This is a genomic window from Occultella aeris (genome assembly GCF_902703175.1).
Taxonomy (GTDB): Bacteria; Actinomycetota; Actinomycetes; order Actinomycetales; family Beutenbergiaceae; genus Occultella; species Occultella aeris.
Window position 1 is genome coordinate 30,478 of the sequence record NZ_CACRYJ010000063.1, and the last position, 25,791, is coordinate 56,268.

Genomic DNA, 25,791 nt, shown 5'->3' on the forward strand with positions numbered 1-25,791 from the left:
CCGTCGCCGACGGGCCCCGCCGGTCCGGCTAAGGTGGCGCCATGGTGTGGTTCGAACTTCAGAAGCGGTGGATCTCCCGTCCCGAGATCGAGGTCCTCTGCGACAAGCTTCTGGCGGAGGCGAAGGCGCGGCTCGGCATCGATTCCTACCAGCGGGTCCTGCTGTTGCCGCCGGACATCACCCGGGCGCACGCCGGCGTCGGCTGGATGACCGAGTACCTCTATCACCGCCTCGACGAGGTCGGCGCCGAGGTCCACGTGATCCCCACGCTCGGCCAGCACGTGCCACACACGCCACAGGACAACACCTGGATGTTCGGGTCCATCCCCGAGGAGCGCATCCACGCCCACGACTGGAAGAACGGCGTCACGAACGTCGGCACGGTGCCCGCGGAGTTCGTCGCCGAGCGCACCGGAGGTGCCGTGGACTGGGAGATCCCGGTCGACCTGAACACGATGACGGTCACCGAGAAGTGGGATCTGATCATCAACATCGGGCACGTGGTCCCGCACGAGGTGCTCGGCTTCGCGAACCACAACAAGAACTACTTCATCGGGCTCGGCGGCAAGCGCACCCTGGGCGCCTCGCACATGGCCTCGGCCGTGTACGGGATCGAGAACAACCTCGGCAACCTGCTCACCCCGGTGCGAGCCTGCTTCAACTACGCGGAGGAGAACTTCCTCGCCGACCTGCCGGACGTGTACCTGCAGGTCGTCATGGACTACGCCGAGGACGGCACGCTCGCACACTCCGGGGTGTTCGTCGGCGACGACGTCGAGACCTACTTCGCGGCCGCGCGCTCCAGCCTTGGCCAGAACATCACCCAGTTCGACGAGCCGGTGGACAAGATCGTGGCCGTCATGCAGGAGGACGAGTTCCGGGCCACCTGGGTCGCGAACAAGGCCGTGTACCGCACCCGGATGGCGATGGCCGACGGCGGTGAGCTGGTGGTGATCGCGCCCGGCGTCGAGCGGTTCGGGGAACAGCCCGAGGTGGATGCGCTGATCCGCAAGTACGGCTACCTCAGCAAGAGCGAGGTGCTCGAGCTGTACAAGACCGAGGCGGACATGCAGGACATCCCGCACGGCACCGCACACCTGGTGCACGGCTCCTCCGAGGGCCGGTTCACGATCACCTACGCACCCGGGCACCTGACCAAGGAGGACATCGAGTCGGTCGGCTACGGCTACCTCGACCTGTCCGAGGCGCTGGCTCGCTACGACCCGGCGGTGATGCAGGACGGCTGGAACACGATGCCGGACGGCGAACGGGTCTTCTACATCTCGACGCCGTCGGCGGGCCTGTGGGCCACGCGGGAGAAGCTGTCCCAGCGCGCCGAACACGAGCAGCACTCCTGAACGGCGGGCCGACCCTGCAAACCGCACCCGGAACCCCGCGCGCCCGCCTCAGCCTGACCGCTGGGGCGGCCGAATACCTCGCCGCGCCCGCGGACCGCAGCCTCTGGCCGGACACCTGGACCCTGCAGCGGATCCGCCGGGACGCGCTCGGCGCGCTCGCGCGGGTGTACTGCGGGTGGCCCCGCACCATGGCCGCGGCGTTGGCCGTCCTGCTCGGGGCCGGTGGCGGGTTCCTCCTGATCCTGGGACACGACGCCATCACCATGGGCGGGCTGGCCGAACGGATCATCGGGTTCGTGCTCGTCGTCGCCGCGATGGCCGCCGGCGGGTACGTGCTGTTCACCGGCTTGCGGCTGGTCGCCGCCATGTCCGCGTGGGGCCGGATCCGGCCCCAGGATCGGGTGCTCACGCCCGGCACCCTGTTCACTGCGGCGTTCGCCGTACGGGTGGTCGGCGCCGTGCTCGCCCTCGCCGGCGCGGTCGTCCTGATCGTCCGGCAGATCAATCCCGACACGAGCCTGCCGACCGTCGGCGCCGTCGCCGTGATCGCGACCGGGCTGATCGCCGGGCTCGGTGTGCTCGGCTCCCTGCTCGCGGTCGTGCTCGGCCAGCGCGCCCCGGCGGCCCCGGTTGCGGCCGCGACCGGGGCCGGCCAGTTCGCGCCGGGTGGGTACACCCCAGCGGATCCGTCTGCCGTGGCCGACCCACAGCAGTGGCAACCCGATCGGGGGCAGCCCGCAGGTCACCCGGGCATGGCCGACGCGCCCGGAGCGGGCGCCTGGCCGCAGCAGCCAGGTCAGTCGCCGCAGCAGGGTCATTCGGATGCGCAGCCGTGGGTGCAGCAGTCGCAGGCGGGGCAGCCGGACGCGCAGCCATGGGCGCAGGCGCCGCAGTCCGGACCACCTGAGCCGGGCGAGTGGGCAGCACCACCGGCACAACAGGGGATGGCCGATCAGCCGTGGCCGCAGCGGCCGCAACCAGGGCAGGTGCCCCCGCCGAGTCAGGCCCACCCGCAGCCGTGGGCCCAGCAACCGCAACCAGGGCAGGTGCCCCCGCCGGGTCACGCCGACCCGCAGCTGTGGGCCCAGCCACCCACCCATCCTGAGCAGCCAGGCGTCGCAGCCTGGGCGCAGCCGCCCGCCGAGGCTGCGGCCCCGCCCGCCGCGCTGCCCGCGCAACCCGCTACGGACGGCGACGGTCCGCGCGTACCGGTGCCCCCGCCGTCGGCGGCCGTTCCGCCCGCCGGACCGACCATGGAGGACGACGACTTCGACGACGTCGAGCACACCCGCCTCGTGCACCGCAACGTGCCCGGCCCGGTCCGGGAGGACGCGACCCGGGCCGTGCGCGCCGCGCAGATCCAGGTGCTCCTCTCCGACGGCCGGCACCTGCCGCTGAACGCGACCACCCTGCTCGGCCGCGCGCCGCAGGCACGCTCGAGCGAGGAGGTGGAAGGGCTGCTCGAGGTCGACGATCCTGCCGTCTCCAAGACCCACCTGGCGGTGCGGATCGAGGGCAACAAGGTCTGGGTCACCGACCGGGCGTCCACGAACGGGACCTCCGTCAAGGGGCCCGGGGGCGAGGAGTCCGATCTGGAACCGTGGCAGGAGACGCTCGTTCCCGTCGGAGGCGAGGTGCAGTTCGGCCACGTGGTGCTGTCGGTGCTGCTGGACGAGACGGCGGGTTGAGACGTCCGGACGGCCCGCGCGCCGGGTGGGTTACACTGCCGAACATGCGCGCAGTTGTCCGCTTGCTCCTTCCCTGCCGCGGCGAGGCCCTCTAGGCCGATCCTCGTCGCGGAGTTGTGGTGCCCGGCCCCCACAGCCGAACGAGCGACAGGACCATCATGAGCAAGCGCACCACCTACGGAATGCCCGTAGCGAAGTACATCCCGTTCCACGACACGAACGCCGTGGACCTGCCGGACCGCACCTGGCCGGGCAAGCGGATCCAGGTGGCCCCGCGGTGGCTGTCCACCGACCTGCGTGACGGCAACCAGGCACTCATCGAGCCGATGGACCCCGAGCGCAAGCGCAAGATGTTCGACCTCCTGGTCCGGATGGGCTACAAGGAGATCGAGGTCGGGTTCCCGTCGGCCTCACAGACGGACTTCGACTTCGTCCGGTCGATCATCGACGACGACGCGATCCCCGAGGACGTGACGATCTCCGTCCTCACCCAGGCCCGCCAGGAGCTGATCGAGCGGACCGTGCAGTCCGTGATCGGCGCGCACCACGCCACAGTGCACCTGTACAACGCGACCGCGCCGGTGTTCCGGGACATCGTGTTCCGCAACGACAAGGACGCCACGAAGGAACTCGCCACGGCGGGCACCCAGCACGTCATGGACTACGCGGAGAAGCTGCTCGACCCGGGTACCGAGTTCGGGTACGAGTACTCCCCGGAGATCTTCATCGACACCGAGATCGAGTACGCACTCGAGGTGTGCGAGGCGGTCATGGACGTGTGGGGACCGGAGGACGGGCGGGAGATCATCCTGAACCTGCCGGCCACCGTGGAGCGGGCCACGCCGAACGTGTACGCCGACCAGATCGAGTGGATGAGCAGGCAGCTGAGCCGCCGCGAGAACGTGTCCCTGTCCGTGCACCCGCACAACGACCGGGGCACCGCCGTGGCCGCCGCCGAACTGGCCGTCATGGCCGGCGCGGACCGGATCGAGGGCTGCCTGTTCGGCCAGGGCGAGCGCACCGGGAACGTGGACCTGGTCACCCTCGGCCTGAACCTGTACTCCCAGGGCGTGGACCCGCTCATCGACTTCTCCGACATCGACGAGATCCGCCGCACCGTCGAGTACTGCACCCGGATGGACGTCCACCCCCGCCACCCCTACGGCGGCGACCTCGTCTACACGGCGTTCTCCGGCTCACACCAGGACGCGATCAAGAAGGGCTTCGCGGTCCGGGAGAAGGAGATCGAGCAGGCCGGCGGGGACGACGCGGACGTCGTCTGGACCGTGCCGTACCTGCCGGTCGATCCCCAGGACGTCGGCCGCAGCTACGAGGCCGTGATCCGGGTGAACTCCCAGTCCGGCAAGGGTGGCGTCGCGTACCTGCTGCAGAGCTCGCGGAACCTCGACCTGCCTCGTCGGCTCCAGATCGAGTTCTCCCGGATCGTGCAGCGGCACACCGACGCCTACGGCGGCGAGATGAGCGCGGAGCGGCTCTGGGAGATCTTCTCCGACGAGTACCTGCCCGCGACCGAGGAGAACGGCCTGACGGCGTGGGGCCGGTTCGCGCTGCACGCGACCCAGGTCTCCTCCGCCGGCGACGGCAGCGACGACGTGCTCACCGCCACCCTGCGCGACGGCGAGGACGAGGTCACCGTCCAGGCCCGCGGCAACGGCCCGGTCGCCGCGTTCGTCGCCGCCCTCGCGCAGCGCTCCGTCGAGCTGTCGGTGCTGGACTACGCCGAGCACGCGCTCTCCGGGGGCGGGGACGCCGCCGCGGCCGCGTACGTCGAGTGCGAGGTCGACGGCCAGGTGATCTGGGGCGTCGGCATCGACCCCTCGATCACGACGGCGTCGTTCAAGGCGATCATCTCGGCGGTCAACCGCGCCGTGCGCTGAGCCCGCGCCACCCAGCCACCGGCACCCGTCGCATCCAGGCGGGTGGACCGGTGCGGGTTCCTCGCGCTGAGGCCTACCACCCCAGGGCCCCGCGTGCGGAACCCGCGTGAGAGCGCCGTCCCGGCCCATCCGGCCATCGGGCGGCGCTCTCGCCATGCCCCGGTGCGCCGCTGGGCCACGGGGCGCGTCGGGACGGTCCGTTGTCGGCGCGATGGGGGACAATGTCCGGGTGAAGCTCTACCGGGACGAGGCCGTGGTGCTGCGTACCCGCAAGCTCGGGGAAGCGGACCGGATCCTCACGCTGCTCACCCGCACGCACGGGCAGGTCCACGCCGTCGCGAAGGGGGTGCGCCGCACCTCCTCGAAGTTCGGTGCCCGCCTCGAGCCGTTCAGCGTGATCGATCTGCAGCTGTACAACGGGCGCAACCTGGACGTCGTCACGCAGGTGGACACGCTCGCCCCGCACGGTCGCGCCATCAGCGGGGACTATGGCCTGTTCACCACGGCGACGGCGATGGTCGAGACCGCGGAACGGCTCACCGAGATCGAGCGCGAGCCGGCCACCCAGCAGTACCTGCTGCTCGTCGGGGCGTTGCGCTCCCTGGCCGAGAAGGTGCACCCCTCCAGCCTGGTGCTCGACTCCTACCTGCTGCGCGCCCTCGCGATCGCCGGGTGGGCACCCACGTTCACCGAGTGCGCCCGCTGCGACGCCGCCGGCCCGCACCGGTCCTTCTCCGCCCCGCTGGGCGGCATCATCTGCACGAACTGTCGTCCGCCCGGCGCCGCAGCACCCGCCCCGGAGACGGTGGGTCTGCTCGGTGCGCTGCTCGCGGGGGACTGGGGCCACGCGGACGTCAGCCACGAGCGGCACCGCAAGGAGGCCTCCGGCCTGGTCGCGGTGTACACCCAGTGGCATCTGGAGCGTCAGCTGAAGTCGTTGCGGCACGTGGAGCGCGCGTGAGGGCAGCGCCCGTCGCCCCGCCGGCGCACCCCAGCGGGGCGCGTCCGCCGCAGGTGCCCGCCGCCCTCGTCCCCAAGCACGTGGCCATCGTGATGGACGGCAACGGCCGATGGGCCAACGCCCGCGGGCTGACCCGCAACGAGGGTCACGCCGCGGGGGAGGCGGTGCTGCTTGACGTCGTCGCGGGCGCGATCGAGATGGGTGTCACCCACATCAGCGCATACGCGTTCTCCACCGAGAACTGGAAGCGGTCACCGTCCGAGGTCCGGTTCCTGATGGGCTTCAACCGGGACGTGCTGCGCCGACGCCGGGATGTGATGAACTCCTGGGGCGTGCGGGTGCGCTGGGCCGGCCGTCGGCCGCGGCTGTGGCGGTCCGTGATCAAGGAACTCGAGGAGGCCGAGCGCCTCACGTCCGGGAACTCCACCTGCACCCTGACCATGTGTGTGAACTACGGCGGGCGGGCCGAGATCACCGATGCGGTACGGGCCATCGGCCGCGAGGTGGCCGCCGGCCGGCTCGACCCCGAGCGGATCACCGAGCGCACCGTGGCCCGGCACCTGGACGAACCCGATATGCCGGACGTGGACCTGTTCCTGCGCACCTCGGGGGAGCAGCGGGCCTCGAACTTCCTGATCTGGCAGTCCGCCTACGCCGAGATGGTGTTCATCGACAAGCCCTGGCCGGACTGCGACCGCCGCGACCTCTGGGACGCGGTGGTGACCTACGCTCGCCGGGACCGGCGCTACGGCGGGGCCGTCGACAAACCGGGCGCGAGCGGCTCGGCCGAGTCGCAGGGCTGAGGCGCCGGCCGGGTCACCGAGGAATGGGGCCGGCAGCTACGTCGGTCGTTCTCGCTGATAGCGTTGGTGTCATGTCAGCAGCTTCCGCAGCCGCCTGCGCTGCAGTGACCAGGACGCCCCGCTAGCGGCGGGACGTCCCACAGACTCTCTCGAGACGTCCAGCCGCTCCGTGACCAGACCGGAGCGGCACCTTTCGTGCCGCTCGGAACCTCTCTGAGCGACGGAGTACCACCTTGGTGTTCTCAAGTCTTCTTTCTTCACGCGGGCACGGCCCGGCCTCGGCACGCGCATGGATGATTCTGTGTGCGATGTCGATGTTGCAGTTCTTCATCGCGGTCGACGTGACCGTGGTCAATATCGCGCTGCCCTCGATCGGCGCCGACCTCGGTGTTGATGCCCATTCCCTGACCTGGGTCGTGGTCGGCTACACCATCACCGGCGGCGGGTTGCTGATGCTCGGCGGTCGCCTGAGCGACCTGCTGGGTCGCCGCCGCATGCTGCTGGTGGGCACGGCGCTGTTCGGTGCCTCGTCCTTGCTGGCGGGCCTGGCCCAGTCCTTCGAGATCTTGGTACTCGCACGTCTGCTCCAGGGTGCCGGTGAGGCGATCGCCCTGCCTGCGGCAATGGCGAGCATGGTGCTGACGTTTCCCGAAGGGCCGCGCAGGTCGCGGGCGCTGAGCGTATGGGCCGCAGTCGCCAGTTGCGGGCTGGTACTCGGATTCGTCCTGTCCGGGATCGTCACCGCCCACCTGGGGTGGCGGTGGATCTTCCTGATCTCGGTTCCGTTCATCCTTGTTGTGCTGCTGGCAGCGTTCTTCCTGGTCGAGCGCGACCGGCCTGTGTCCCGCGGTTCCGCACTGTTGGACGTTCCTGGTGCCTTGCTGTTGACCGCCTGCCCGTTGCTGTTCACCCTCGGTGTCGTCGAAGCAGGCGAGCGGGGCACGCCCTTGTGGGTCGCGCCGGCAGCACTGGCCGGTGCGACGCTGGCCGGTATCGGCTTCGTGCTGGTGGAGGCGCGCTCGCGCAACCCGCTGCTTCCGCTGAGGTTCTTCACGAACCGGGCACGGGTGGCAGCGAATGTGACCACGATGCTGCTCAGCGGTGCGTTGTCGACCTCGTTCCTGCTCTTCACGTTCTACCTGCAGGATCGCCTGGGCATCGGTCCGATGGGTGCCGGAATGACGATGTTGCCGCTGGCGGTCGCGCTGATCGCGTTCACGATGCTTGTCCCGCGGCTGTTGGCCAGGTGGGGAGTTCGAACGTGCGTGCTGGCGGGCCTCGCGCTGACCGCGGCCGCGTTGGCCGTGATCGCGGTGGTGAGCGTCCTCGGCGCGGGCGCGGTGGCGATGGTCCCTGCAATGCTGTTGATCGCGGCTGGGATGGGCCTCGGCCTGGTGGGCCTGCAGTACCAGGCGGTCAGCGGGGTGACCGATGACGATGCCGGGACAGCCTCGGGGGTGCAACGGGCGGCCGACCAGCTCGGCGGTTCCGCCGGCGTGGCGGTCTGCGTGGGAATCGGCTTCGCACCGGCCCTGCATGCCGCTGATCCGTTCCTCGTAGCCACCGTGTTGGCCGGCGGAGGGCTCGGGATCGGCATGCTGGTGGCCCGGCGGATGCCCGCAAGGGCCACCGTTCTGGCACGGGAGGGGTGACCGCCCGTCCCGCCGCTGCGTGCTGCCTGGAACCCGAAGGCGCCAGCGGCGGGGCCGGCGTCCCTCCACCAGGCAACACGCGATCCGTGCGACCGATCAGGCTCGCTCGGCTCCGGACTGCTCAGCCGCCGGCACCGCCGGGGTGTCCGTCTCTGACCCGACCACCTCGGCAAAGGTGTCGATGACGCCGTCGTCCGCTCCGCCGTCGGGCATCTGGATTGCGGCGGCCGGCCCGGCAGGGCGCCGCGACCGCCGCCGCACGACCACAGCCACCACGACCGCGACCACGAGCGCGGCGATCACGGCGAGCCCGAGCGGGCTGCCCGCGGCGGCGGCGAGGGCCGCCTCCCAGACCGCGAAGCCGATCGTCGCGTAGATCGCTCCCCACGCGATCGCGCCGGGGATCTGCGCCAGCGTGTACTTCCACCAGGTGATCCGCAGCACACCCGCGCCGGCCTGCACCATCGACTGGAACCCGACGGTCAGGTAGCACACGGGCACCGCGAACAGGCCCCAGCGGCGGATCGCCCGGATGCCGGCGTCCGCGCCGCCGGCCTGTAGCCAGGCATGCGCCTTGAGGGTCCAACCCTGCGTCGGGTGGGTGCGCCGCAGCGCCTGTTCCGTGACGATCCGCCCGGCCCAGTACATGCCCTGCCCGCGCAGCATGGCGCCGCAGCTGAGAAGGAGCATGATGAGCCAGAACGGCAGTTCGGCAAGGAAGTCAGGCATCCCGGGTGCCCACCGCCCCCGCGGCCGTGCACTCCGCGCAGGTGCCGAACAACTCGGCGGTGTGTTCGACGTCGACGAAGCCGTGCGACTGCCCGACCTCGGCGGCCCACTGCTCCACGATGCCGGCGTCCAGCTCGACGGTCCGCCCGCAGACCCGGCAGACCAGGTGGTGGTGGTGCACCTGCTTGCGGCAGCGGCGGAACAGCGACTCGCCCTCGGCGTTGCGCAGGACATCCACGTCGCCGTTCTCGGCGAGGGTCTGCATGGTGCGGTAGACGGTGGCCAGGCCGACCGAGTGGCCGGCCTCACGGAGCATGTCGTGCAGCTGCTGCGCGCTGCGGAAGTCCTCGGTGTCGGCGAGGACCTCGCTCACGGCCGCGCGCTGGCGGGTCATGCGTTGCATCGTCACTCCTGAGCACCGGCGTTGCTGACGTTCACGTCGTCATCCATGTCCGGATGAGGATCGGCGGCTCGCCCCCGCCCGGCGCCCAGCAGGGGGCGGACGGCCGCTATCACAGCGTAGACGCAGATCGCCAGGACAACGATCGTCGCGCCCGGCGCGAGGCGGTGGAAGAAGGTGATGACGAGGCCGATGACGCACACGGCGGCGCCGACGCCCATCGCCGTGAACATGGTGCGCCGGAACGAGGATGTGACCAGTTGCGCGATGGCGACCGGCACGATCATCAGCGCGCTCACCAGCAGCAGCCCGACGACCCGCATCGAGACGGTCACGGTCAGCGCGGCGACCACCGCGATCAGGATGTTCAGCACCTGCACCGGCAGCCCGGTGGAGCGGGCGAACTCCTCGTCCTGGGAGACCGCGAACAGAGCGGTCCGCAGCCCGATGCCGACGGCCATGATGACGGCCGCCATGACGATGGTCATGACCAGGTCACCGGTGGTGATGGTGGCGAGGGATCCGAACAGGTAGGCGGTCAGGTTCGCGTTCGTGCCCCCGGCGAGGCTGATGATCACGACGCCGCCGGCGATGCCGCCGTAGAAGAGCAGCGCGAGCGCGACGTCGCCGCTGGTGCGGCCGCGGGAGCGGACCACCTCGATGAGGATGGCGCCGATCACGGCGGCGATGACCGCGCCGAGGACGGCGTAGGCGTCGTTCGGTTCGGCGCCGGTCCAGGAGCCGACCAGCCAGCCCATCGCGACGCCCGTGAGCGCGACGTGACCGACGCCGTCGCCAAGCAGTGAGAGCCGTCGCTGCACCAGGTACGTGCCGATCACGGGTGCGGCCAGGCCGACCACCAGGGCGGCGATCAGGGACCGCTGCAGCATCGGGCTGGAGACGACGGAGATCAGGCTGTCGATCAGGCTCATGGAAGGGACCTCGGGGTGACGGTCTCATGCACATCGGTCGGCTCGTGGCGGCCGTGGTCGAGGTGGACGTGCTCGTGATCCGCGGCGCCGTGGCCGGGTGCGGGGGCCGGGGCGCCACCGTCGTGGGCGATCACGCCGTGGCGCAGCACCACGCACCGCTGGATCAGCGGGCGGATCGGGCCGAGCTCGTGCAGCACGATGCCCACGGTCGTCCCTTCGGACTGGAGGGTCGTCAGGAGCCTGGCGAACGTGGCCTGGGTGGGGCGGTCCACGCCCGCCATCGGCTCGTCGAGCAGAAGCAGGTCCGGCGCCCGTACGAGCGCGCGGGCGATGGCGACCCGTTGCTGCTGCCCGCCGGAGAGCTGGTGCAGCGGGCTGTTCGCGCGGTCGGCCAGGTCCACCGCCGCCAGGGCGTCCAGGGCTCGGGTGCGGCCACCGCGTGGGACGTGCCAGCGGCGGTCGTTGAGCAGCCCGGTCAGGACCACCTCAAGGGCGGTGGCGGGGATGCCGGACCCGACGGACGCGCGTTGCGGCACATAGCCGACCCGCGGCCAGGGGACCTGCCGCCGCTGGTTGCGCACGGAGATCCCGAACAGGCTGGCGTCGCCGCCGGAGATCGGGACCAGGCCGAGCATCGCGCGCATCAGCGTGGACTTGCCGGACCCGTTCGCGCCGAGGAGGGCGACGACCTCCCCCTCGCCGACGGTCAGGTCGATGCCGCGCAGGATGGTCGCCGAGCCCAGGTCGACCCGCAGATCGGTCACACTGATGAGGTCGCTCATGCGCAGCCGAGCGCCCCCGTGAGTTCGTCCAGGTTGGTCCGCATCACCGAAAGATAGTCCTGTTCGGCGTCGGTCAGGCCCTCGATCGGGTCCAGGACGCCGACGTCGATGCCGAGATCCTCGGCCAGGACCTCCGCGACCTTCGGGCTGATCAGGGTCTCGGTGAAGATGGTGGTGACGCCGGACTCCTCGACGATGTGGCCGATCTCGGTCAGCCGGGCGGGGGCGGGCTCACTCTCGGGGTCCAGGCCGGAGATGCCCACCTGGGTCAGGCCGTACCGGTCGGTGAGGTAGCCGAACGCGGCGTGTGAGACCACGATGACGTCGCGCTCGCAGGTGCCAAGCGCCGCCGTGTACTCCTCGTCCAGGCCGGTCAGCTCGGCGGTCAGGGCCTGCGCGTTCGCGGTGTAGGTGTCGGCATTGTCCGGGTCGGCCTCGCTGAACGTGTCCGCGACGACCTCGGCGACGGCCGCGACCCGGGTCGGGTCGAGCCAGAAGTGCGGGTCCTCGCCCTCGAGGCCGTGGTCGTGACCGTCGTCCTCGGTGTGGCCGTCCTCGGCCTCGTCGTGCTCATCGCCGGCGGCTCCCTCCGACTCGGCGCCGCCATGGATCACGAGGTCGGCGGCGTCGGCGGTGTCCAGGATCAGAGGTCCGGACGTCCCGGTCAGCGCATCGTCGATGGCGGGCTGAAAGCCGGACAGGTACACCACGACGTCCGCGTCCTCGAGGGTCAGCACGTCGACGGGGGACAGCTCCAGGTCATGCGGTTCGGCGCCGGCCGGGGTCAGGTTGGACACCTCGACCAGGTCGCCACCGACGTGCTCCGCCACGAACTGCAGCGGGTAGAAGGTGGTCAGCACCGTCAGGCCACCGCCCGCCGAGCTCTCGTCCCCGTCCGACGAACCGGCACACCCGGCGAGTGCGAGGGCGGTCACGGCGGTCAGAGCGGTCAGGACGTACCCGCGGGGAAGTCTGTGCATGGGAACCATTCTCACTTGCGGGCGGGGTGGTGTCAAAGACTGCGGGTGCCGGTCACGAGTGGTCCTCGTCACGCCGGTACGTGCCGCCCACGTCCTGGCGCCGTTCGTGACCGGCCCGGAGGTGAGCCAGAGGGTTCCGGGTGAGCCAGAGGGTTCCGGTGCTCTGGGTCACCCGGAACCCGCTGGCTCAAGCCGGACAGGGCGGCGGCAGGGACGGGTCCCGAGGGTTCGGATGCTCATGCACAGATTCGCGTTACGCCAAGTTGTCCCCAGATCGGTCGGCGCAACTCGTTGACGGGACCAATGTCGTCAATGGTGGGGAGATGTCCACGCTGCCCGGCCCGCCTACCCCACCGGAAGTCGTCCTGGCGCACGAACGTGGCGCCGAGAATCTGGCGACGTTCCACCGCGGCGGTGCACACACGCGGGTACGGCGCGGAGCGCTCGTCCGGACGAGTGAGTCGGGGGCCTCATGGGAACGGGCTGATCACCTCACCCTTGCGCGCTGTGCCGCCGTGGCTGCACAGTTGTCCTGCCGTTTCGCCTTCAGCCATGAGACGGCCGTCCTCCTCCACGGCGGCTGGATCGACCATCCTGACGATCTCGTCCACATCAGCCAGTGGTCATCGCCCAACATCGTGAGGGGTTCCGACCTGCGCCGGCACCACGCGCCCTGGCTCAGGAACGGTGACGTGGTCGAGATCCATGGACTTCCGGTGACCAGTTTCGAACGGACGATGATCGATTGCGCGTTGGCACTTCAGCCCGACCGTGCGCTCGCCGCCGTGGACAGCCTGCTCCGAATCCTGTTGAACCCGCGGCGGGACCACCCCGAACGTCATGCGATTCGGCTCGTGGCGGTCCGCGCCGGCCTGATGGAGCGACTGGAGGAGTCCCCGGGGCGTCGTGGGCTCGTGAGCGCACGTGCGATCCTCACTCACGCCGACCCCCTGAGCGAGTCTCCTGGTGAGTCGATACTGCGATACATCGCGCTTGCCCGTGGGCTTCCCGAGCCGATCACTCAGATGCGCGTACCCACGGACCAGGGTGTGAAGTACCTCGACGTAGGCTGGCTGATGCGGGTACAGGACAGCCCCGACGGGCGCAGGCTCGGGTACCGTGTCGGCGCCGAGTATGACGGCAAGGCCAAGTATCGCCCCGATCAGGGCTCGGAGCGCAGGCACGAAGGGTTCAGGGACGACGCCCTGTACGCCGAGAAGGTCAGAGCAGATGCCCTCGGTCGGGCAGGCGTCCACCTGGAGAGATTCGTACACCATCACCTCATGGATCCAGCCGCGGCGGTGGCCCGGATGCGGGCAGCATTCCCGGCACCGGTTCGCCCTGACCTGCACCCGCGCCCCGCACTCATGCCGTCGCCCGGTCGACGTTGACATCCCGAGCACCGTGGCACAGAGCCTTCCGGGTGAGATAGAGGGATGCACCCCTCTTCCTCACCCGCATCCCTCTTGCTCGCCGGGGGTCCGGTGGGTGGGTCCCAGCCGGGTGTCGCCCGCACTGCTCGGCCTACCCGCAGAACCAGACACTCCGCCACCGGCAGGTAGCCTGTCCGATGGGTCTCGCCCGGGCCAGCCAGGCTCGGGCCCGCACGTCCGGAACCAGCCAGGACCGGACACACATCCAGGAGTGAGTCAGTTGGCCAAGGAGCCGTCCCGTCTCGATGCCGTCGTCAATCTCGCGAAGCGCCGCGGGTTCGTGTTCCCGTCCGGTGAGATCTACGGCGGTACCCGGTCCGCTTGGGACTACGGGCCGCTCGGCGTCGAACTGAAGGAGAACATCAAGCGGCAGTGGTGGCAGAACATGGTCCGCGGCCGTGATGACGTCGTCGGCCTCGACTCCATGGTGATCCTGCCCAAGCAGGTCTGGGTCGCTTCCGGTCACGTCGGCGTGTTCACCGACCCGCTCACCGAGTGCATGTCCTGTCACCGCCGGTTCCGTGCGGACCACCTCGAGGAGGAGTTCGAGGAGAAGAAGGGGCGTGCCCCGGAGAACGGCCTCGCGGACATCGCCTGCCCGAACTGCGGCACGCGCGGGCAGTGGACCGAGCCGCGCGACTTCAACATGATGCTCAAGACCTACCTCGGCCCCGTCGAGGAGGAGTCCGGGCTGCACTACCTGCGCCCGGAGACCGCCCAGGGCATCTTCGTGAACTTCGCGACCGTGATGGGCGCCGCCCGGAAGAAGCCGCCGTTCGGCATCGGCCAGATCGGCAAGTCCTTCCGCAACGAGATCACCCCCGGGAACTTCATCTTCCGCACGCGCGAGTTCGAGCAGATGGAGATGGAGTTCTTCGTCGCCCCCGGCACGGACGAGGAGTGGCACCAGTACTGGATCGATGCCCGCACCGACTGGTACACCGACCTGGGCATCGCCCGGGACAACCTGCGCCACTTCGAGCACCCCAAGGAGAAGCTCTCCCACTACTCGAAGCGGACCGTGGACATCGAGTACCGGTTCGGCTTCCAGGGCAGCGAGTGGGGCGAGCTCGAGGGCATCGCGAACCGCACGGACTTCGACCTGACCACGCACACCGAGCACTCCGGCCAGGACCTGTCCTACTTCGACCAGACCAGCGGTGAGCGCTGGGTGCCGTACGTGATCGAGCCCGCGGCCGGCCTGACCCGCTCGCTGATGGCGTTCCTGGTCGAGTCCTACTACGAGGACGAGGCCCCGAACGCGAAGGGCGGCGTGGACAAGCGCACGGTCCTGCGCCTGGACCCGCGCCTCGCGCCGGTCAAGGCCGCGGTGCTGCCGCTGTCCCGCAACGAGCAGCTCTCCCCGGTCGCCAAGGACCTCGCCGCTGAACTGCGCAAGAACTGGAACGTCGACTTCGACGACGCCGGTGCGATCGGTCGCCGCTACCGCCGCCAGGACGAGGTCGGCACCCCGTTCTGCATCACGGTGGACTTCGACACCGCGGACGACCAGGCCGTGACCATCCGCGAGCGTGACTCCATGACGCAGGAGCGGGTCGCGCTCGACCAGGTCTCCGGCTACCTCGCAGCGCGCCTCGTCGGCGCCTGAGCACCCGGGCCCGATGAGCCACCAGCACACCGAACTCGATCCTGATCGCGACCTCGGCGTCCTAGGTGCTCGTCGGGCCCGCCGCATCCTCGCGGCGTGCGTCCTACCCCTGCTCATCGCCACGATCGTCGGCCTGATCGCGCTCTGGCCCGGCGGCGACACCCCGATCGGCTCGCTCGAGAACCCGGTCGAGGGCCCCAACTTCACCACGGCCACCGTGGTGGAGGTGACCGGCGTCATCGGCGAGGAGGTCCGCGCCGAGCTGCACGACGGCACCGGCAGGATCGTCCCGGTCCAGGTGCCGCCGGAGATCGTCGAGTCCGGCATCGAGGTCGGCTCGCAGATGCGGGTCTTCTTCACCGCCAGTGCGCTCGGCTCCGGCAGTCCGTACGTCTTCGTGGACTTCGTCCGTGATGTGCCGCTGATCATCCTCGGCATCGTCTATGCGCTGGTGGTGCTCGCCGTCGCCCGGTTGCGTGGATTCATGGCGATCGTCGGGTTGCTCGCCAGCCTTGGCGTGGTCGGTGTGTTCCTGATCCCGGCGCTGATGGGCGGCGGCCCGCCGTTGCTGGTGACGCTCGTGGGCACCAGCGCGATGATGTTCTTCGCCGTGTATCTCGCGCACGGGATCTCGATCCGGACCACGACGGCACTGCTCGGCACGTTCATCGGCCTTGCCGCCACCACGGCCCTGGCGGCGTGGGCCACCGGCGCGGCCAGCCTCACCGGGGCGAACTCCGACTCCTCGCTCGTGTTGAGCTCGGTGCTGCCCGGGGTGAACCTGCGTGACATCCTGCTCTGCGGCATCGTGATCGCCGGCCTCGGCGCCCTCAACGACGTCACGATCACGCAGGCGTCGGCCGTCTGGGAGTTGCGCGCCGCCTCCCCGAACGCTCCGCTGCGGCAGGTGTTCGGCCGCGCCATGCGGATCGGTCGCGACCACATCGCCTCCACCGTCTACACGCTCGCGTTCGCCTACGTCGGCACGGCGCTGCCGGTCCTGATGATCGTCATGCTCTACGACCGCTCGCTCGGCAGCACGCTGACCGCGGGCGAGATCGCCGAGGAGGTCGTGCGCACGCTGGTCTCCTCGATCGGCCTCGTGCTCGCCATCCCCGCCACGACGGCGATCGCGACTCTCCTGGTCGCCTCGTCCAGGGCGCGCGACCGGTTCGCGGTACTCGCAACGCCCGACGGTGTTGGTGCGGTTCCAGCAGAGCTCGCCGACGGCGGTGGTGCGGTTCGCGGGACAACGTCCGACGGCGGTGGTGCGGGTCGCGAGACAACGTCCGACGGCGGTGGCGCCGTTCGCGAGCGGCGTCGCGACCGCGGTGGTACTGCTGGCGCGCACCGTGCCGAGCCGACCGGCAACGATGGTGCGGCCGCGGGCCCACCAGGACCGGACGCCGTCGACCGGTAGTTCGCGAGGGGCTGCGCCACTGCGGGGACCCGAGGTCGTGCGCGTCGGTGTCGAACGCAACGGTCGGCAGGCGGCCGCGAGTGGCAGTGCCCGCGGCGGCGAGCGGCTGTGCCTGGGGCGGCGAGCGGACGTGGCGGGCGGCGAGTGGGTGCCCGGCGTCGTCGAACGTCTTCGTCGAACTCTCATCGTCAAACCGGTTGACCTTCCATCGTCAAACCGGTTAACCTGAGGCCCTCAGGTCGAACTCAGAGTCGAGGGAATCCAGATGGCGAAGCCGACGATCGGCGATGTGGCACGTGTCGCGGGGGTCACCCGTGCCACGGTCTCGCACGCCTACAGCGGCAAGCGCTCGATCTCGGCGCCGACGAAGGCCCGGGTCTTCGAGGCGGCCGAGTCGCTCGGCTGGGTGCCAAGTCACAGTGCTCGTGCCCTCGCGACCCGGCGCGCGAACGCCGTCGGCCTGGTCATCGCCCGCGATCCGGGCGTGATCGCCTCGGACTCCTTCTTCCCGGCCTTCATCGCCGGTCTCGAGTCCGGTCTCGCCGATGCCGAGGTGGCTCTGCTGCTGCAGGTGGCGGCCTCGCGGTCCGCCGAGGAGCGGGCCTACCGGTCGATGGCGCACGGCAAGGCGGACGGAGTGATCGTCATCGACCTGCACCGCTCGGACTGGCGGGTGGCCTTCCTCGCCGAACTCGGACTCACTGCGGTGCTCCTTGGCGCCTACGAGCAGGAGAGCCCGTTCTCCTGCGTGCGCAGCGACGACGCCGTCCAGATGCGAGACCTCATCACGCACCTGCGTGGTCTCGGGCACGAGCGCATCGCCCACGTCACCGGCCCGCTCGGCTACGTGCACTCCCACGCCCGCGCACGCGCCTACGTCGAGGAGATCGGATCGGAGGAACTGCTCCGCGAGGGTGACTTCGGAGCGGCCAGCGGACGCGACCTCACCGGCGAGCTGCTCGACCTGACGGACCGGCCGACCGCGGTGCTGTACGCGAACGACACGATGGCGATCGCGGGCCTGTCCCTCGCGCGCAGCCGGGACTTCCGGGTGCCCGATGACCTTGCCCTCGCGGGCTTCGACGACGACCACCTCTCCGCGCACCTGTCCCCGGCCCTGACCTCCGTCGCGACCGACCCGTTCCGGCGCGGTCGGATCACGGCGGAGGTACTCCTGGCCGACATCGACGGGGCCACCCCCGGGTCCGTCGAGATCGACTGCAACGAACTGCGGCTGCGCGCCAGCACAGCCGCACCAGCACCATCAATCGCTCAAGGAGGAGACCGATGAAGACCACCACACGTACCCTCGCGGTGATCGGGGCCGTGGCCCTGTTCGCAGCTGGATGCTCCGGAGGCGGCGACGGCGACGATGGCGGAGGTGGAGGTGGAGGTGGCGACGGCGCCGCCGGCGCCACCGGCCCGATCGATATCTGGACGTCGAACAACGAGGCCGAGCTCGCCTGGGCCACTGCAGTCGTCGATGCCTGGAACGCCGAGCATCCGGACGAGCAGGTCACCGCCCAGGAGATCCCCGCCGGTGCCTCCTCGGAGGAGGCCATCACCGCCGCAATCACGGCCGGGACCGCACCCTGCCTCGTGTACAACATCGCGAACGCCGCGGTGTCGGGCTGGGTCCGCCAGGGCGGCCTGGTCAACCTGTCCGAATTCGAGGACGGTGCCTCCTACATCGAGGACCGTGGCGGCGAGAACGTCGCGAGCTATCAGACCGATGGCTCGTACTACCAGCTCCCGTGGAAGTCCAACCCGGTGATGGTGATGTACAACAAGACAGTCTTCGCTGCGGCCGGGCTCGACCCGGAGAACCCGGGGATGGCGACCTTCGACGAGTTCCTCGACGGCTCGCGGCAGATCGTCTCCTCCGGTGCGGCGGCCAGCGCGATCTGGCCCTCGCCGACGAGCGAGTTCTACCAGCCCTGGTTCGACTTCTACCCGCTCTACCTGGCCGAGACCGGCGGCACGATGCTCGTCGAGGACGGCGCGTCGACCTTCAACACAGACGAGGGCCGGGCCGTCGGGGAGTTCTGGGCGACGATGTACTCCGAGGGTCTCTCGCCACAGGAGGCGTCCACCGACGATGCGATGTCCGCGGGCACCACCGCGATGCAGCTCGCCGGCCCGTGGGCGATCGCCTCCTACGCGGACAGTGTCGATGTCGGCTTCATGCCGGTGCCGACGTCCGGTGGCGCCGACGAGGTCTTCACGTTCGCCGACTCCAAGAACATCTCCATGTTCACCTCGTGCGAGAACCAGGGCACGGCCTGGGAGTTCCTGAAGTTCACCACGAGCGAGGAGAACGACGGCCTGCTCCTGGAGAACACCGGGCAGATGCCGATCCGCACCGACCTGGCCGCCACGTTCAGCGACTACTTCGCGGCCAACCCGATGTACGAGGCGTTCGCCAGCCAGACCGAGCGGGTGGCCGACGTGCCGAGCATCGACAATTCGGTCGAGGTCTGGCAGGTGTTCCGCGACGAGTACTCCTCGGCCGTGATCTTCGGGAGCCAGTCCGTGGACGACTTCCTCACGAACGCCGAGACCGAGATCAACGGCCTCGTCGGGGACTGACGTGACCACGACCCAGCTGCGCACCCCACGCCGTCCGTGGTGGGGTGTGCAGCCGATCGGTACCCTGTTCGCGCTGCCGTACCTGGTGTTCGTGGCCGTGGTGTTCGTCTACCCGCTCTGCTTCGCGGTGTACATCGCCTTCCACGATTACATCTTCACGGCTCCGGGCGTCTCGGTTCCCACGCCGTTCGTCGGGTTCGACAACTTCGCCGATGTCCTGACGGACCCGAAGGTCCTCCAGTCGTTCCGCAACACCGGGGTGTTCCTCGTCATCTTCGTGCCGCTCACGGTGGTGCTCTCCCTCATCCTCGCGACGGCGCTGAACGCGGGGATCCGGTTCGTCTCGGCCTTCCGGGTCGCGTTCTACGTCCCGTACCTGACCGCGAGCGTGTCCCTGGTCGGCGTCTGGATGCTGCTGTTCGCTCAGAACGGACTGATCAACACGATCCTCGGGCCGCTCGCGCCGAGCCCGTCCTGGCTCATCAACTCGGGCCTGGCGATGCCCACGATCGCGCTGTACGTCACCTGGAAGCAGCTCGGCTTCTACATCCTGCTCTACCTGGCTGCGCTGCAGAACATCCCGAAGGAACTGTACGAGTCCGCGGCCACCGACGGCGCGAACCTGCGCCAGCGGTTCCTGAACGTGACCGTGCCGGGCGTCCGTGCCACGACCACCCTGGTGCTGATCCTGGCGATCATCCTCGGTGCGAACCTGTTCACCGAGCCCTACCTGCTCACCAACGGAGGCGGCCCGGACGGCGCCAGCGCCACGCCGGTGCTGCTCGTCTACCAGAAGGGCATCCAGCAGCAGAACCCGGACACCGCATCGGCGATCGGGATGCTCCTGGTGATCGTTGTCGGACTGCTGTCCATGGCCGCGAGCCGACTGAACCGGGAGAAGTGAGATGAGGACGAAGATCCGCTGGTGGCGCTACCTGCCGCTCACCCTTGCCGCACTCGTGTTCGCGTTCCCGTTCTACTTCATGGTGGTCGGTGCGTTCCAGGTCAACCCGACGAACTCGCCGTCCTCGCTGTTCCCGACGGACGGCTGGACCACCCAGAACTTCTCGGCCATCGACAGCCGGCTGGATCTGGGCGGCTCGCTGCTGAACTCGCTGATCTTCACCACCGGGGTGCTGCTCGGCACGGTCGTGTTCGGCCTGCTCGCCGGCTACGCCCTGGCCCGCCTCGACTTCCGCGGCAAGGCGGCCACCTGGGTGCTGATGCTGCTCATCCAGATGGTGCCGTTCCAACTGTTGATGATCCCGTTGTACGTGCAGGTGACCCGGACCTACGGGCTCGGGGACAGCTACCTTGGGATGATCCTGCCGTTCGCGATCAACACAACGGCCGTGTTCATCTTCACGCAGTTCTTCCGCGCTCTCCCGCAGGAGGTGTTCGAGGCCGCCCGGATCGACGGCGCCAGTGAGTTGCGGATCCTGCGTTCGGTCGCCGTCCCGCTCGTGCGCCCCGCCCTGGTCACCGTGCTTCTGGTGACGTTCATCGGGCCGTGGAACGAGTTCCTGTGGCCGTTCCTGATCACCAAGGACGTGACGATGCAGCCGTTGGCGGTCTCGCTCGCGAACTACATCAGCAACGTCGCCCAGTCCACGGCGAACCCGAACGGAGCGATCCTGGCCGGCGCCACCACCCTGGCCTTCCCGGTGGTCGTCCTGTTCTGCATCTTCCAGCGTTACTTCACCGCGTCCGAGATCGGCTCCGCCGTCAAGGGCTGAGAGGAACCCATGTTTACCGATGCCACCTTCCCGCTCGGACCGTTCGTCCCGTACGAGGGGAACCCGATCCTGCGTCCGAAGGGCAACAGCTGGGAGTCGTCCAACCTGTACAACCCCGCCGCCCTCGTGGACGGCGACGAGGTCGTGCTCCTGTACCGGGCGCACGCCGAGGACATCGTGTCCCACATCGGCCTCGCCCGGAGCTCGGACGGCTACACCTTCGAACGCGAGGACGCCCCGGTGTTCTCTCCGCAGGAGGACTACGAGCGGTTCGGCGCGGAGGACCCACGGATCGTCCTCATCGAGGGCGTGTATTACCTGACCTACACCGGCTGGGACCGCCACAGTGCGCAGCTGTGCCTGGCCACCTCGACCGACCTGCACACCTGGACGCGGCACGGCCCGATCTTCTCCGACTTCGACACGTTCGCGACCGTGGACCCGCGCGGCCACAACTGGTCCAAGGCCGGGGTCATCGTCCCGGTGCAGATGCAGGGCAGGTGGTGGATGTACTTCGGCGAGGGCGCGATCTACTGGGCGACCAGTGACGACCTGATCCACTGGACGCCCGGCACGCCCGACACCGAACCGATGTATTCGCCCACACCCGGTTCCTTCGATGCCGACCTCGTCGAGATCGGCACCTCCCCGGTCCTGTCGTCCAACGGGCTGCTGGTCTTCCTCACCAATGGGGCGACGCGAACGGTGCATTCCGACGGGCGCGTGGACGTCGACTATCGCTGCGGTCAGATCGCCATCGACCCGGAGGACCCGACCACCGTCATCGCCCGGATGCAGGTGCCGTGGCTGCGGCCGCAGACCTTCGAGGATCGCCATGGCCTCGTCTCGAACGTGACCTTCGTCGAGGGCCTGGTCTCCTTCCGCGGCAAGTGGTTCGCCTATTACGGGCAGTCCGACACCACCCTCGCGGTCGCCGTGCACGACCCCGCCCAGCCCTGGGGTGCGCAGGTGCGCGCCGCACTCGAGTCGAAGGAGACACGAAGATGAGAACCTCCCGCCGCGCCTTCCTGGGCGCGCTGGCCGCCGCCGGCGCCGTCGTGGCCACGGCCCCGACCGCCGTCGCCGCTCCGGTCACGCGAGCCGGCGGCAACGCCCGGCTCGCCAACCTCGACCACCTGCGCTTCCTCCTCGGCGAGGTGCCGCTCACGCCGTCGACGGCGCACACCACCTACCGCATCGACGCCGAGCCGGTCGCTCTGGCGCCATGGACGTACGCCGATGCCGACGGCGGATCGTTCCGTCGGGTGGGCGGCGGCGCCTTCGATCCGGCGACCGGGTACTACGGCCAGGGTGCGTTCAACGCCGACGACATCGCCCGTGCCGCCGTCGTGTTCCTGCGGGACTGGCACGCCTCGGGTGACGTGCGCAGCCGCGGCCACGCCTACGAGAACCTGCGGGCGCTGGCCTACCTGCAGACCGTCGACGGGCCGAACACCGGCCGGGTGGTGCTCTGGCAGCAGTTCGACGGCTCGCTCAACCCGAGCGCCGAGCCGGTCGAGCTGCCCGACCCCTCGGACTCGGCGGAGTCCTACTGGCTGGCTCGCACCGTCTGGGCGCTGGGCGAGGGCTACGCGGCGTTCAGCGGCGAGGATGACGGCTTTGCCGCGTTCCTGTCCGAACGCCTGCACCTGGCACTGGATGCCCTCGATGAGGAGTCACTCTCGCGGTACGGACAGTTCGTCACCAGCGACGGCGTCGATCTGCCCGCATGGCTCATCGGCGGCGGCGCCGACGCGACGGCAGAGGCCGTGCTCGGCCTGGCGGCGACGCAGGCCGCCATGCCCGACGACCGGGTCGGCAGCGCCCTCGAGCGCTACGCCGAGGGGATCGCCGCGATGGGTACCGCAACCGCTGGGTGGCCGTTCGGGGCGGTCCTGCCGTGGACCGGGTCGCTCGGCTTCTGGCACGCGTGGGGTGGCGCCGCCCCGGAGGCCCTCGCCCGGGCGGGCGAGACCCTGGGCCGCGACGACCTGATCGACGTCGCGATCACGGACGCCGGCACCTTCACCCCGCTGGTGCTCGCCTGCGGGGGACCGAACAACGCGTGGGCGCCCCTGCCTGCCGAGGCCCAGATCGCCTATGGTGCCCACGGGCGGGTGGCCGCCGCCCTGGCCGCGGCCGACGCGGACGGCGGACCGGGGCTCCGTGAGCTCGCCGGGCTGGCCGCCGGGTGGTTCTTCGGGGCGAACACCGCGGGCACCGCGGTCTACGACCCGGCGACCGGGGTCACGTTCGACGGTGTCGAGACGGACGGGCGGATCAACCGGAACTCCGGCGCGGAGTCCACGATCCACGGGCAGCTCACCATGCTCGCCCTGGACACCCGCCCCGACGTCGCCGCCCTGGCCCGCTCGATCACCTCCCTGCACGCGTTCGAAGGACTCAGCGCCGTCGACGCCGAGACCGCACGGTTCAGTGCCGGCTGCACGGTGGTGACCCCCAGCGGCGGTGCCTGGATGGGCGAGGGCAACCTCTCCGGTGGCGCCTACCTGCAGGTACCGGCGGGGGAGTGGGTCGAGTTCGATCTCGATGCCGAACAGGCCGCGCTCGCGTATCCGATCGTGTGGCGCACGGACGCCGAGGCGGGCACCGCCCGGTGGAGCGTCGTCGGCGGTGCGGCACTGGGCGTCACGGCCAACGGTGGCACCGGCGCGGCGGGTCTGACCGAGGTTCCAGGCAGTCTCGTGCCACAGGGCCTGGACGACGTTGTCCCGGCCGGCGTCGTGACCGTCCGGTGCGAGAGCGACGGGGACCTGCGCCTCGACGCGCTGCTGCTTCGCCCCCTGGTGACGACCGCGCACTACGCCACCACGGGCACCGACGCTGTCCTCTACGTCAACGCCGGCGACCGGGTCACCCTGACGCCCGCGCTTGCGGGTGGCACCGCCCGCGCGTACACCGGCTCCGGGAGACAGCGCGGCCAGATGCGAGCGGGCCGCCAGGTCCGGGTGGTCGAGGGCGGATTCACGATCAGCCGCTGAGACGGGTGCGGCGTGGCGACGAGCCGCGCCGGGCGCCGCGTCCGCGCCGAACCCTGGCGTCGCGCCCTGAGTCAGCGGGATCGGGGTGAGCCAGCGGTTTGCACCGCTCTGGTTCACCAGGATCCCGCTGCCTCGGCAGGCGGACGGCGGTGCCGGGGGAAGCCGGCGGCGGGCGGACGATCGCCGGGGCGAGCCCCGCCCGCGGCGAACATCACAGCAGGTGCCGGCCACCGCCGTCGGGCATCGACGACGGCACCTGAGACAATCGGAAGGTGACGTCCCTGCAGATCGGCCCCATCGAGGTGGGCACCCCGGTGATCCTCGCGCCCATGGCGGGGGTCACGAACGCTCCGTTCCGGACCCTGTGCCGGGACGCTGCCGCCGGTGCGCTGCCGTCGGAGCGGGCGGCCGAGCTCGAGGGCAACCCGGCGCCGGTGGGCCTGTACGTCGCCGAGATGGTGACGTCGCGGGCGCTCGTGGAGCGAACCCCGGAGTCGATGCGGATCATCTCCCATGACGAGGGTGAGGGCGTGCGCAGCGTGCAGCTGTACGGCGTGGACCCGGCCACCGTGCGCGCGGCCACCCGGATGTTGGTCGCCGAGGACCGCGCCGACCACATCGACCTCAACTTCGGCTGCCCGGTGCCCAAGGTGACCCGCAAGGGCGGGGGAGCGGTGCTGCCCTGGAAGAGCGAGTTGTTCACGAAGATCGTCGGCGCCGCCGTGGAGGCGACCGAAGGGTCGGACGTGCCGATCACGGTGAAGATGCGAATGGGCATCGACGCCGACCACCTCACCTACCTCGACGCCGGCCGACGCGCCCAGGACGCGGGCGTGGCCGCCGTCGCGCTGCACGCGCGCACCGCCGCCGACTACTACTCCGGCACCGCTCACTGGGACGCGATCGCCGCCCTCAAGGAGGCCGTCACCGACGTGCCGGTGCTCGGCAACGGGGATATCTGGTCCGCCGAGGACGCGCTCGCGATGGTCGCCCACACCGGCTGCGACGGTGTCGTGGTCGGGCGGGGCTGCCAGGGGCGGCCGTGGCTGTTCGCCGACCTCGTGTCCGCGTTCGCAGGCTCGGACGCGCGGATCCAGCCGGGCCTCGGCGAGGTCGCGTCCGTGGTCCGCCGGCACGCCGAGCTGATGGTGGCGCACTTCGGCGAGGAGCTGAAGGCGCTGCGGGAGTTGCGCAAGCACATGTCCTGGTACCTCAAGGGTTACGTTGTGGGCGGTGAGGCCAGGGCTGCGCTCGGCATGGTCTCCAGCCTCGACGAGCTCGACGAGCGGCTCGGCGCACTCGAGCTCGCGCAGCCGTACCCGGGCGAGGGCGCCGAGGGGCCGCGCGGCCGCGCCGGCACCCCGAAGGTGCCGCACGTGCCGGAAGGCTGGCTGGATTCGCGCGCCATCGACGCCGGTCTGCGCGCGATGCTCGCCGAGGCCGAGCTCAGCGTCTCCGGCGGCTGACCGCCGACGTCGCCCGACCACCCGCCGGGGTGTCATCGTGCGGCGCATCGGCACCGTCGGCCGCACAATCGCACCCTCGGCGGCCGCGACCGTCGGGGATGCGGCTGAGGGTGTCATCGTGCGGCGGAACCGGGCCGTCCGCCGCAGAATCGCACCCTCGACGGCCGCAACCTCGCCGGGCTGTGGCCTGAGGGTGTCGTTGTGCGGCGGAACCGGGTCGTCGGCCGCAGGATCGCACGCTCGACGGTCGCAACCTCGCCGGGCTGTGGCCTGAGGGTGTCGTTGTGCGGCGGAACCGGGCCGTCGGCCGCAGAGTCGCACCCTCGCGCGGGGTGAGTGGGCCGGGGGTGAGT

Annotated in this window: 21 protein-coding genes; 16 read left to right on the forward strand and 5 right to left on the reverse strand. The window is 70.2% G+C overall.

Translation table 11 applies throughout. From position 1 onward, the window contains the following. The first annotated feature begins 41 nt into the window (after positions 1 to 41). From HALOF300_RS22220 to HALOF300_RS22245, 6 genes are all read left to right on the forward strand, one after another. The gene (locus HALOF300_RS22220; RefSeq protein ID WP_156743083.1) at positions 42 to 1,358 is read left to right on the forward strand and encodes a lactate racemase domain-containing protein; all 1,317 of its coding nucleotides are present in this window, start codon (positions 42 to 44) and stop codon (positions 1,356 to 1,358) included. Beyond that, complete coding sequence (locus HALOF300_RS22225; RefSeq protein WP_156743084.1) at positions 1,304 to 3,046, forward strand: FHA domain-containing protein; 1,743 nt, start codon at positions 1,304 to 1,306, stop codon at positions 3,044 to 3,046. The genes HALOF300_RS22220 and HALOF300_RS22225 overlap by 55 nt, the downstream gene beginning before the upstream one ends. 158 nt (positions 3,047 to 3,204) lie before the next feature. Beyond that, on the forward strand, positions 3,205 to 4,944 hold the full coding sequence (leuA, locus tag HALOF300_RS22230; protein WP_231955695.1) for a 2-isopropylmalate synthase: 1,740 nt from the start codon (positions 3,205 to 3,207) through the stop codon (positions 4,942 to 4,944). Positions 4,945 to 5,173: 229 nt separating this feature from the next. Further along, positions 5,174 to 5,905, forward strand: a complete 732-nt coding sequence (gene recO / locus HALOF300_RS22235; protein ID WP_223402963.1) for a DNA repair protein RecO — start codon at positions 5,174 to 5,176, stop codon at positions 5,903 to 5,905. Continuing rightward, positions 5,902 to 6,708, forward strand: coding sequence for an isoprenyl transferase (locus tag HALOF300_RS22240; RefSeq protein WP_156743086.1), 807 nt, complete (start codon positions 5,902 to 5,904; stop codon positions 6,706 to 6,708). The genes recO and HALOF300_RS22240 overlap by 4 nt, the downstream gene beginning before the upstream one ends. A 308-nt stretch (positions 6,709 to 7,016) precedes the next feature. Then, a complete protein-coding gene (locus HALOF300_RS22245; RefSeq protein ID WP_156743087.1) occupies positions 7,017 to 8,360 on the forward strand; it encodes an MFS transporter in 1,344 nt (447 codons plus the stop codon). 96 nt (positions 8,361 to 8,456) lie between these two features. Here HALOF300_RS22245 and HALOF300_RS22250 read toward each other — a convergent pair whose 3' ends face one another. Genes HALOF300_RS22250 through HALOF300_RS22270 form a run of 5 tightly spaced genes read right to left on the reverse strand, consistent with a single transcriptional unit; the run spans position 8,457 to position 12,183 of the window. Next, entirely contained in the window at positions 8,457 to 9,089 is a 633-nt protein-coding gene (locus HALOF300_RS22250; protein WP_156743088.1) for a DedA family protein, read from the reverse strand. Beyond that, the gene (locus tag HALOF300_RS22255) at positions 9,082 to 9,492 is read right to left on the reverse strand and encodes a Fur family transcriptional regulator (RefSeq protein WP_156743089.1); all 411 of its coding nucleotides are present in this window, start codon (positions 9,490 to 9,492) and stop codon (positions 9,082 to 9,084) included. The genes HALOF300_RS22250 and HALOF300_RS22255 overlap by 8 nt, the downstream gene beginning before the upstream one ends. Positions 9,493 to 9,494: 2 nt before the next feature. After that, on the reverse strand, positions 9,495 to 10,421 hold the full coding sequence (locus tag HALOF300_RS22260) for a metal ABC transporter permease (protein ID WP_156743090.1): 927 nt from the start codon (positions 10,419 to 10,421) through the stop codon (positions 9,495 to 9,497). Then, the gene (locus tag HALOF300_RS22265; protein ID WP_156743091.1) at positions 10,418 to 11,203 is read right to left on the reverse strand and encodes a metal ABC transporter ATP-binding protein; all 786 of its coding nucleotides are present in this window, start codon (positions 11,201 to 11,203) and stop codon (positions 10,418 to 10,420) included. Before HALOF300_RS22265 ends, HALOF300_RS22260 begins: the two co-directional genes overlap by 4 nt. Beyond that, positions 11,200 to 12,183 (reverse strand): metal ABC transporter substrate-binding protein, encoded by a 984-nt coding sequence (locus tag HALOF300_RS22270; protein ID WP_156743092.1) that lies wholly within the window; start codon positions 12,181 to 12,183, stop codon positions 11,200 to 11,202. The genes HALOF300_RS22265 and HALOF300_RS22270 overlap by 4 nt, the downstream gene beginning before the upstream one ends. A 638-nt stretch (positions 12,184 to 12,821) precedes the next feature. Here HALOF300_RS22270 and HALOF300_RS22275 point away from each other — a divergent pair. The 10 genes from HALOF300_RS22275 to dusB all read left to right on the forward strand — a co-directional run bounded on the left by HALOF300_RS22275 (position 12,822) and on the right by dusB (position 25,438). Continuing rightward, positions 12,822 to 13,574 carry a hypothetical protein gene (locus HALOF300_RS22275; RefSeq protein ID WP_156743093.1) on the forward strand — a complete coding sequence of 251 codons (753 nt, stop codon included), beginning with the start codon at positions 12,822 to 12,824 and terminating at the stop codon, positions 13,572 to 13,574. A gap of 262 nt (positions 13,575 to 13,836) precedes the next feature. Beyond that, the gene (locus HALOF300_RS22280; protein ID WP_156743101.1) at positions 13,837 to 15,225 is read left to right on the forward strand and encodes a glycine--tRNA ligase; all 1,389 of its coding nucleotides are present in this window, start codon (positions 13,837 to 13,839) and stop codon (positions 15,223 to 15,225) included. A gap of 13 nt (positions 15,226 to 15,238) precedes the next feature. Continuing rightward, the gene (locus HALOF300_RS22285; RefSeq protein WP_156743094.1) at positions 15,239 to 16,645 is read left to right on the forward strand and encodes a YibE/F family protein; all 1,407 of its coding nucleotides are present in this window, start codon (positions 15,239 to 15,241) and stop codon (positions 16,643 to 16,645) included. A gap of 265 nt (positions 16,646 to 16,910) precedes the next feature. Then, the gene (locus HALOF300_RS22290; RefSeq protein WP_156743095.1) at positions 16,911 to 17,936 is read left to right on the forward strand and encodes a LacI family DNA-binding transcriptional regulator; all 1,026 of its coding nucleotides are present in this window, start codon (positions 16,911 to 16,913) and stop codon (positions 17,934 to 17,936) included. Further along, the gene (locus HALOF300_RS22295; protein WP_156743096.1) at positions 17,933 to 19,234 is read left to right on the forward strand and encodes an extracellular solute-binding protein; all 1,302 of its coding nucleotides are present in this window, start codon (positions 17,933 to 17,935) and stop codon (positions 19,232 to 19,234) included. The genes HALOF300_RS22290 and HALOF300_RS22295 overlap by 4 nt, the downstream gene beginning before the upstream one ends. A gap of 1 nt (position 19,235) precedes the next feature. Next, the gene (locus tag HALOF300_RS22300; protein ID WP_156743097.1) at positions 19,236 to 20,138 is read left to right on the forward strand and encodes a carbohydrate ABC transporter permease; all 903 of its coding nucleotides are present in this window, start codon (positions 19,236 to 19,238) and stop codon (positions 20,136 to 20,138) included. Position 20,139: 1 nt separating this feature from the next. Further along, positions 20,140 to 20,970, forward strand: a complete 831-nt coding sequence (locus tag HALOF300_RS22305; RefSeq protein ID WP_154794648.1) for a carbohydrate ABC transporter permease — start codon at positions 20,140 to 20,142, stop codon at positions 20,968 to 20,970. A 9-nt stretch (positions 20,971 to 20,979) separates the two neighbouring features. Beyond that, the gene (locus HALOF300_RS22310) at positions 20,980 to 21,978 is read left to right on the forward strand and encodes a glycoside hydrolase family 130 protein (RefSeq protein ID WP_156743098.1); all 999 of its coding nucleotides are present in this window, start codon (positions 20,980 to 20,982) and stop codon (positions 21,976 to 21,978) included. Then, a complete protein-coding gene (locus tag HALOF300_RS22315) occupies positions 21,975 to 23,972 on the forward strand; it encodes a hypothetical protein (protein ID WP_156743099.1) in 1,998 nt (665 codons plus the stop codon). The genes HALOF300_RS22310 and HALOF300_RS22315 overlap by 4 nt, the downstream gene beginning before the upstream one ends. A gap of 272 nt (positions 23,973 to 24,244) precedes the next feature. Further along, on the forward strand, positions 24,245 to 25,438 hold the full coding sequence (gene dusB, locus HALOF300_RS22320) for a tRNA dihydrouridine synthase DusB (RefSeq protein WP_269455322.1): 1,194 nt from the start codon (positions 24,245 to 24,247) through the stop codon (positions 25,436 to 25,438). Positions 25,439 to 25,791 lie beyond the last annotated feature (353 nt).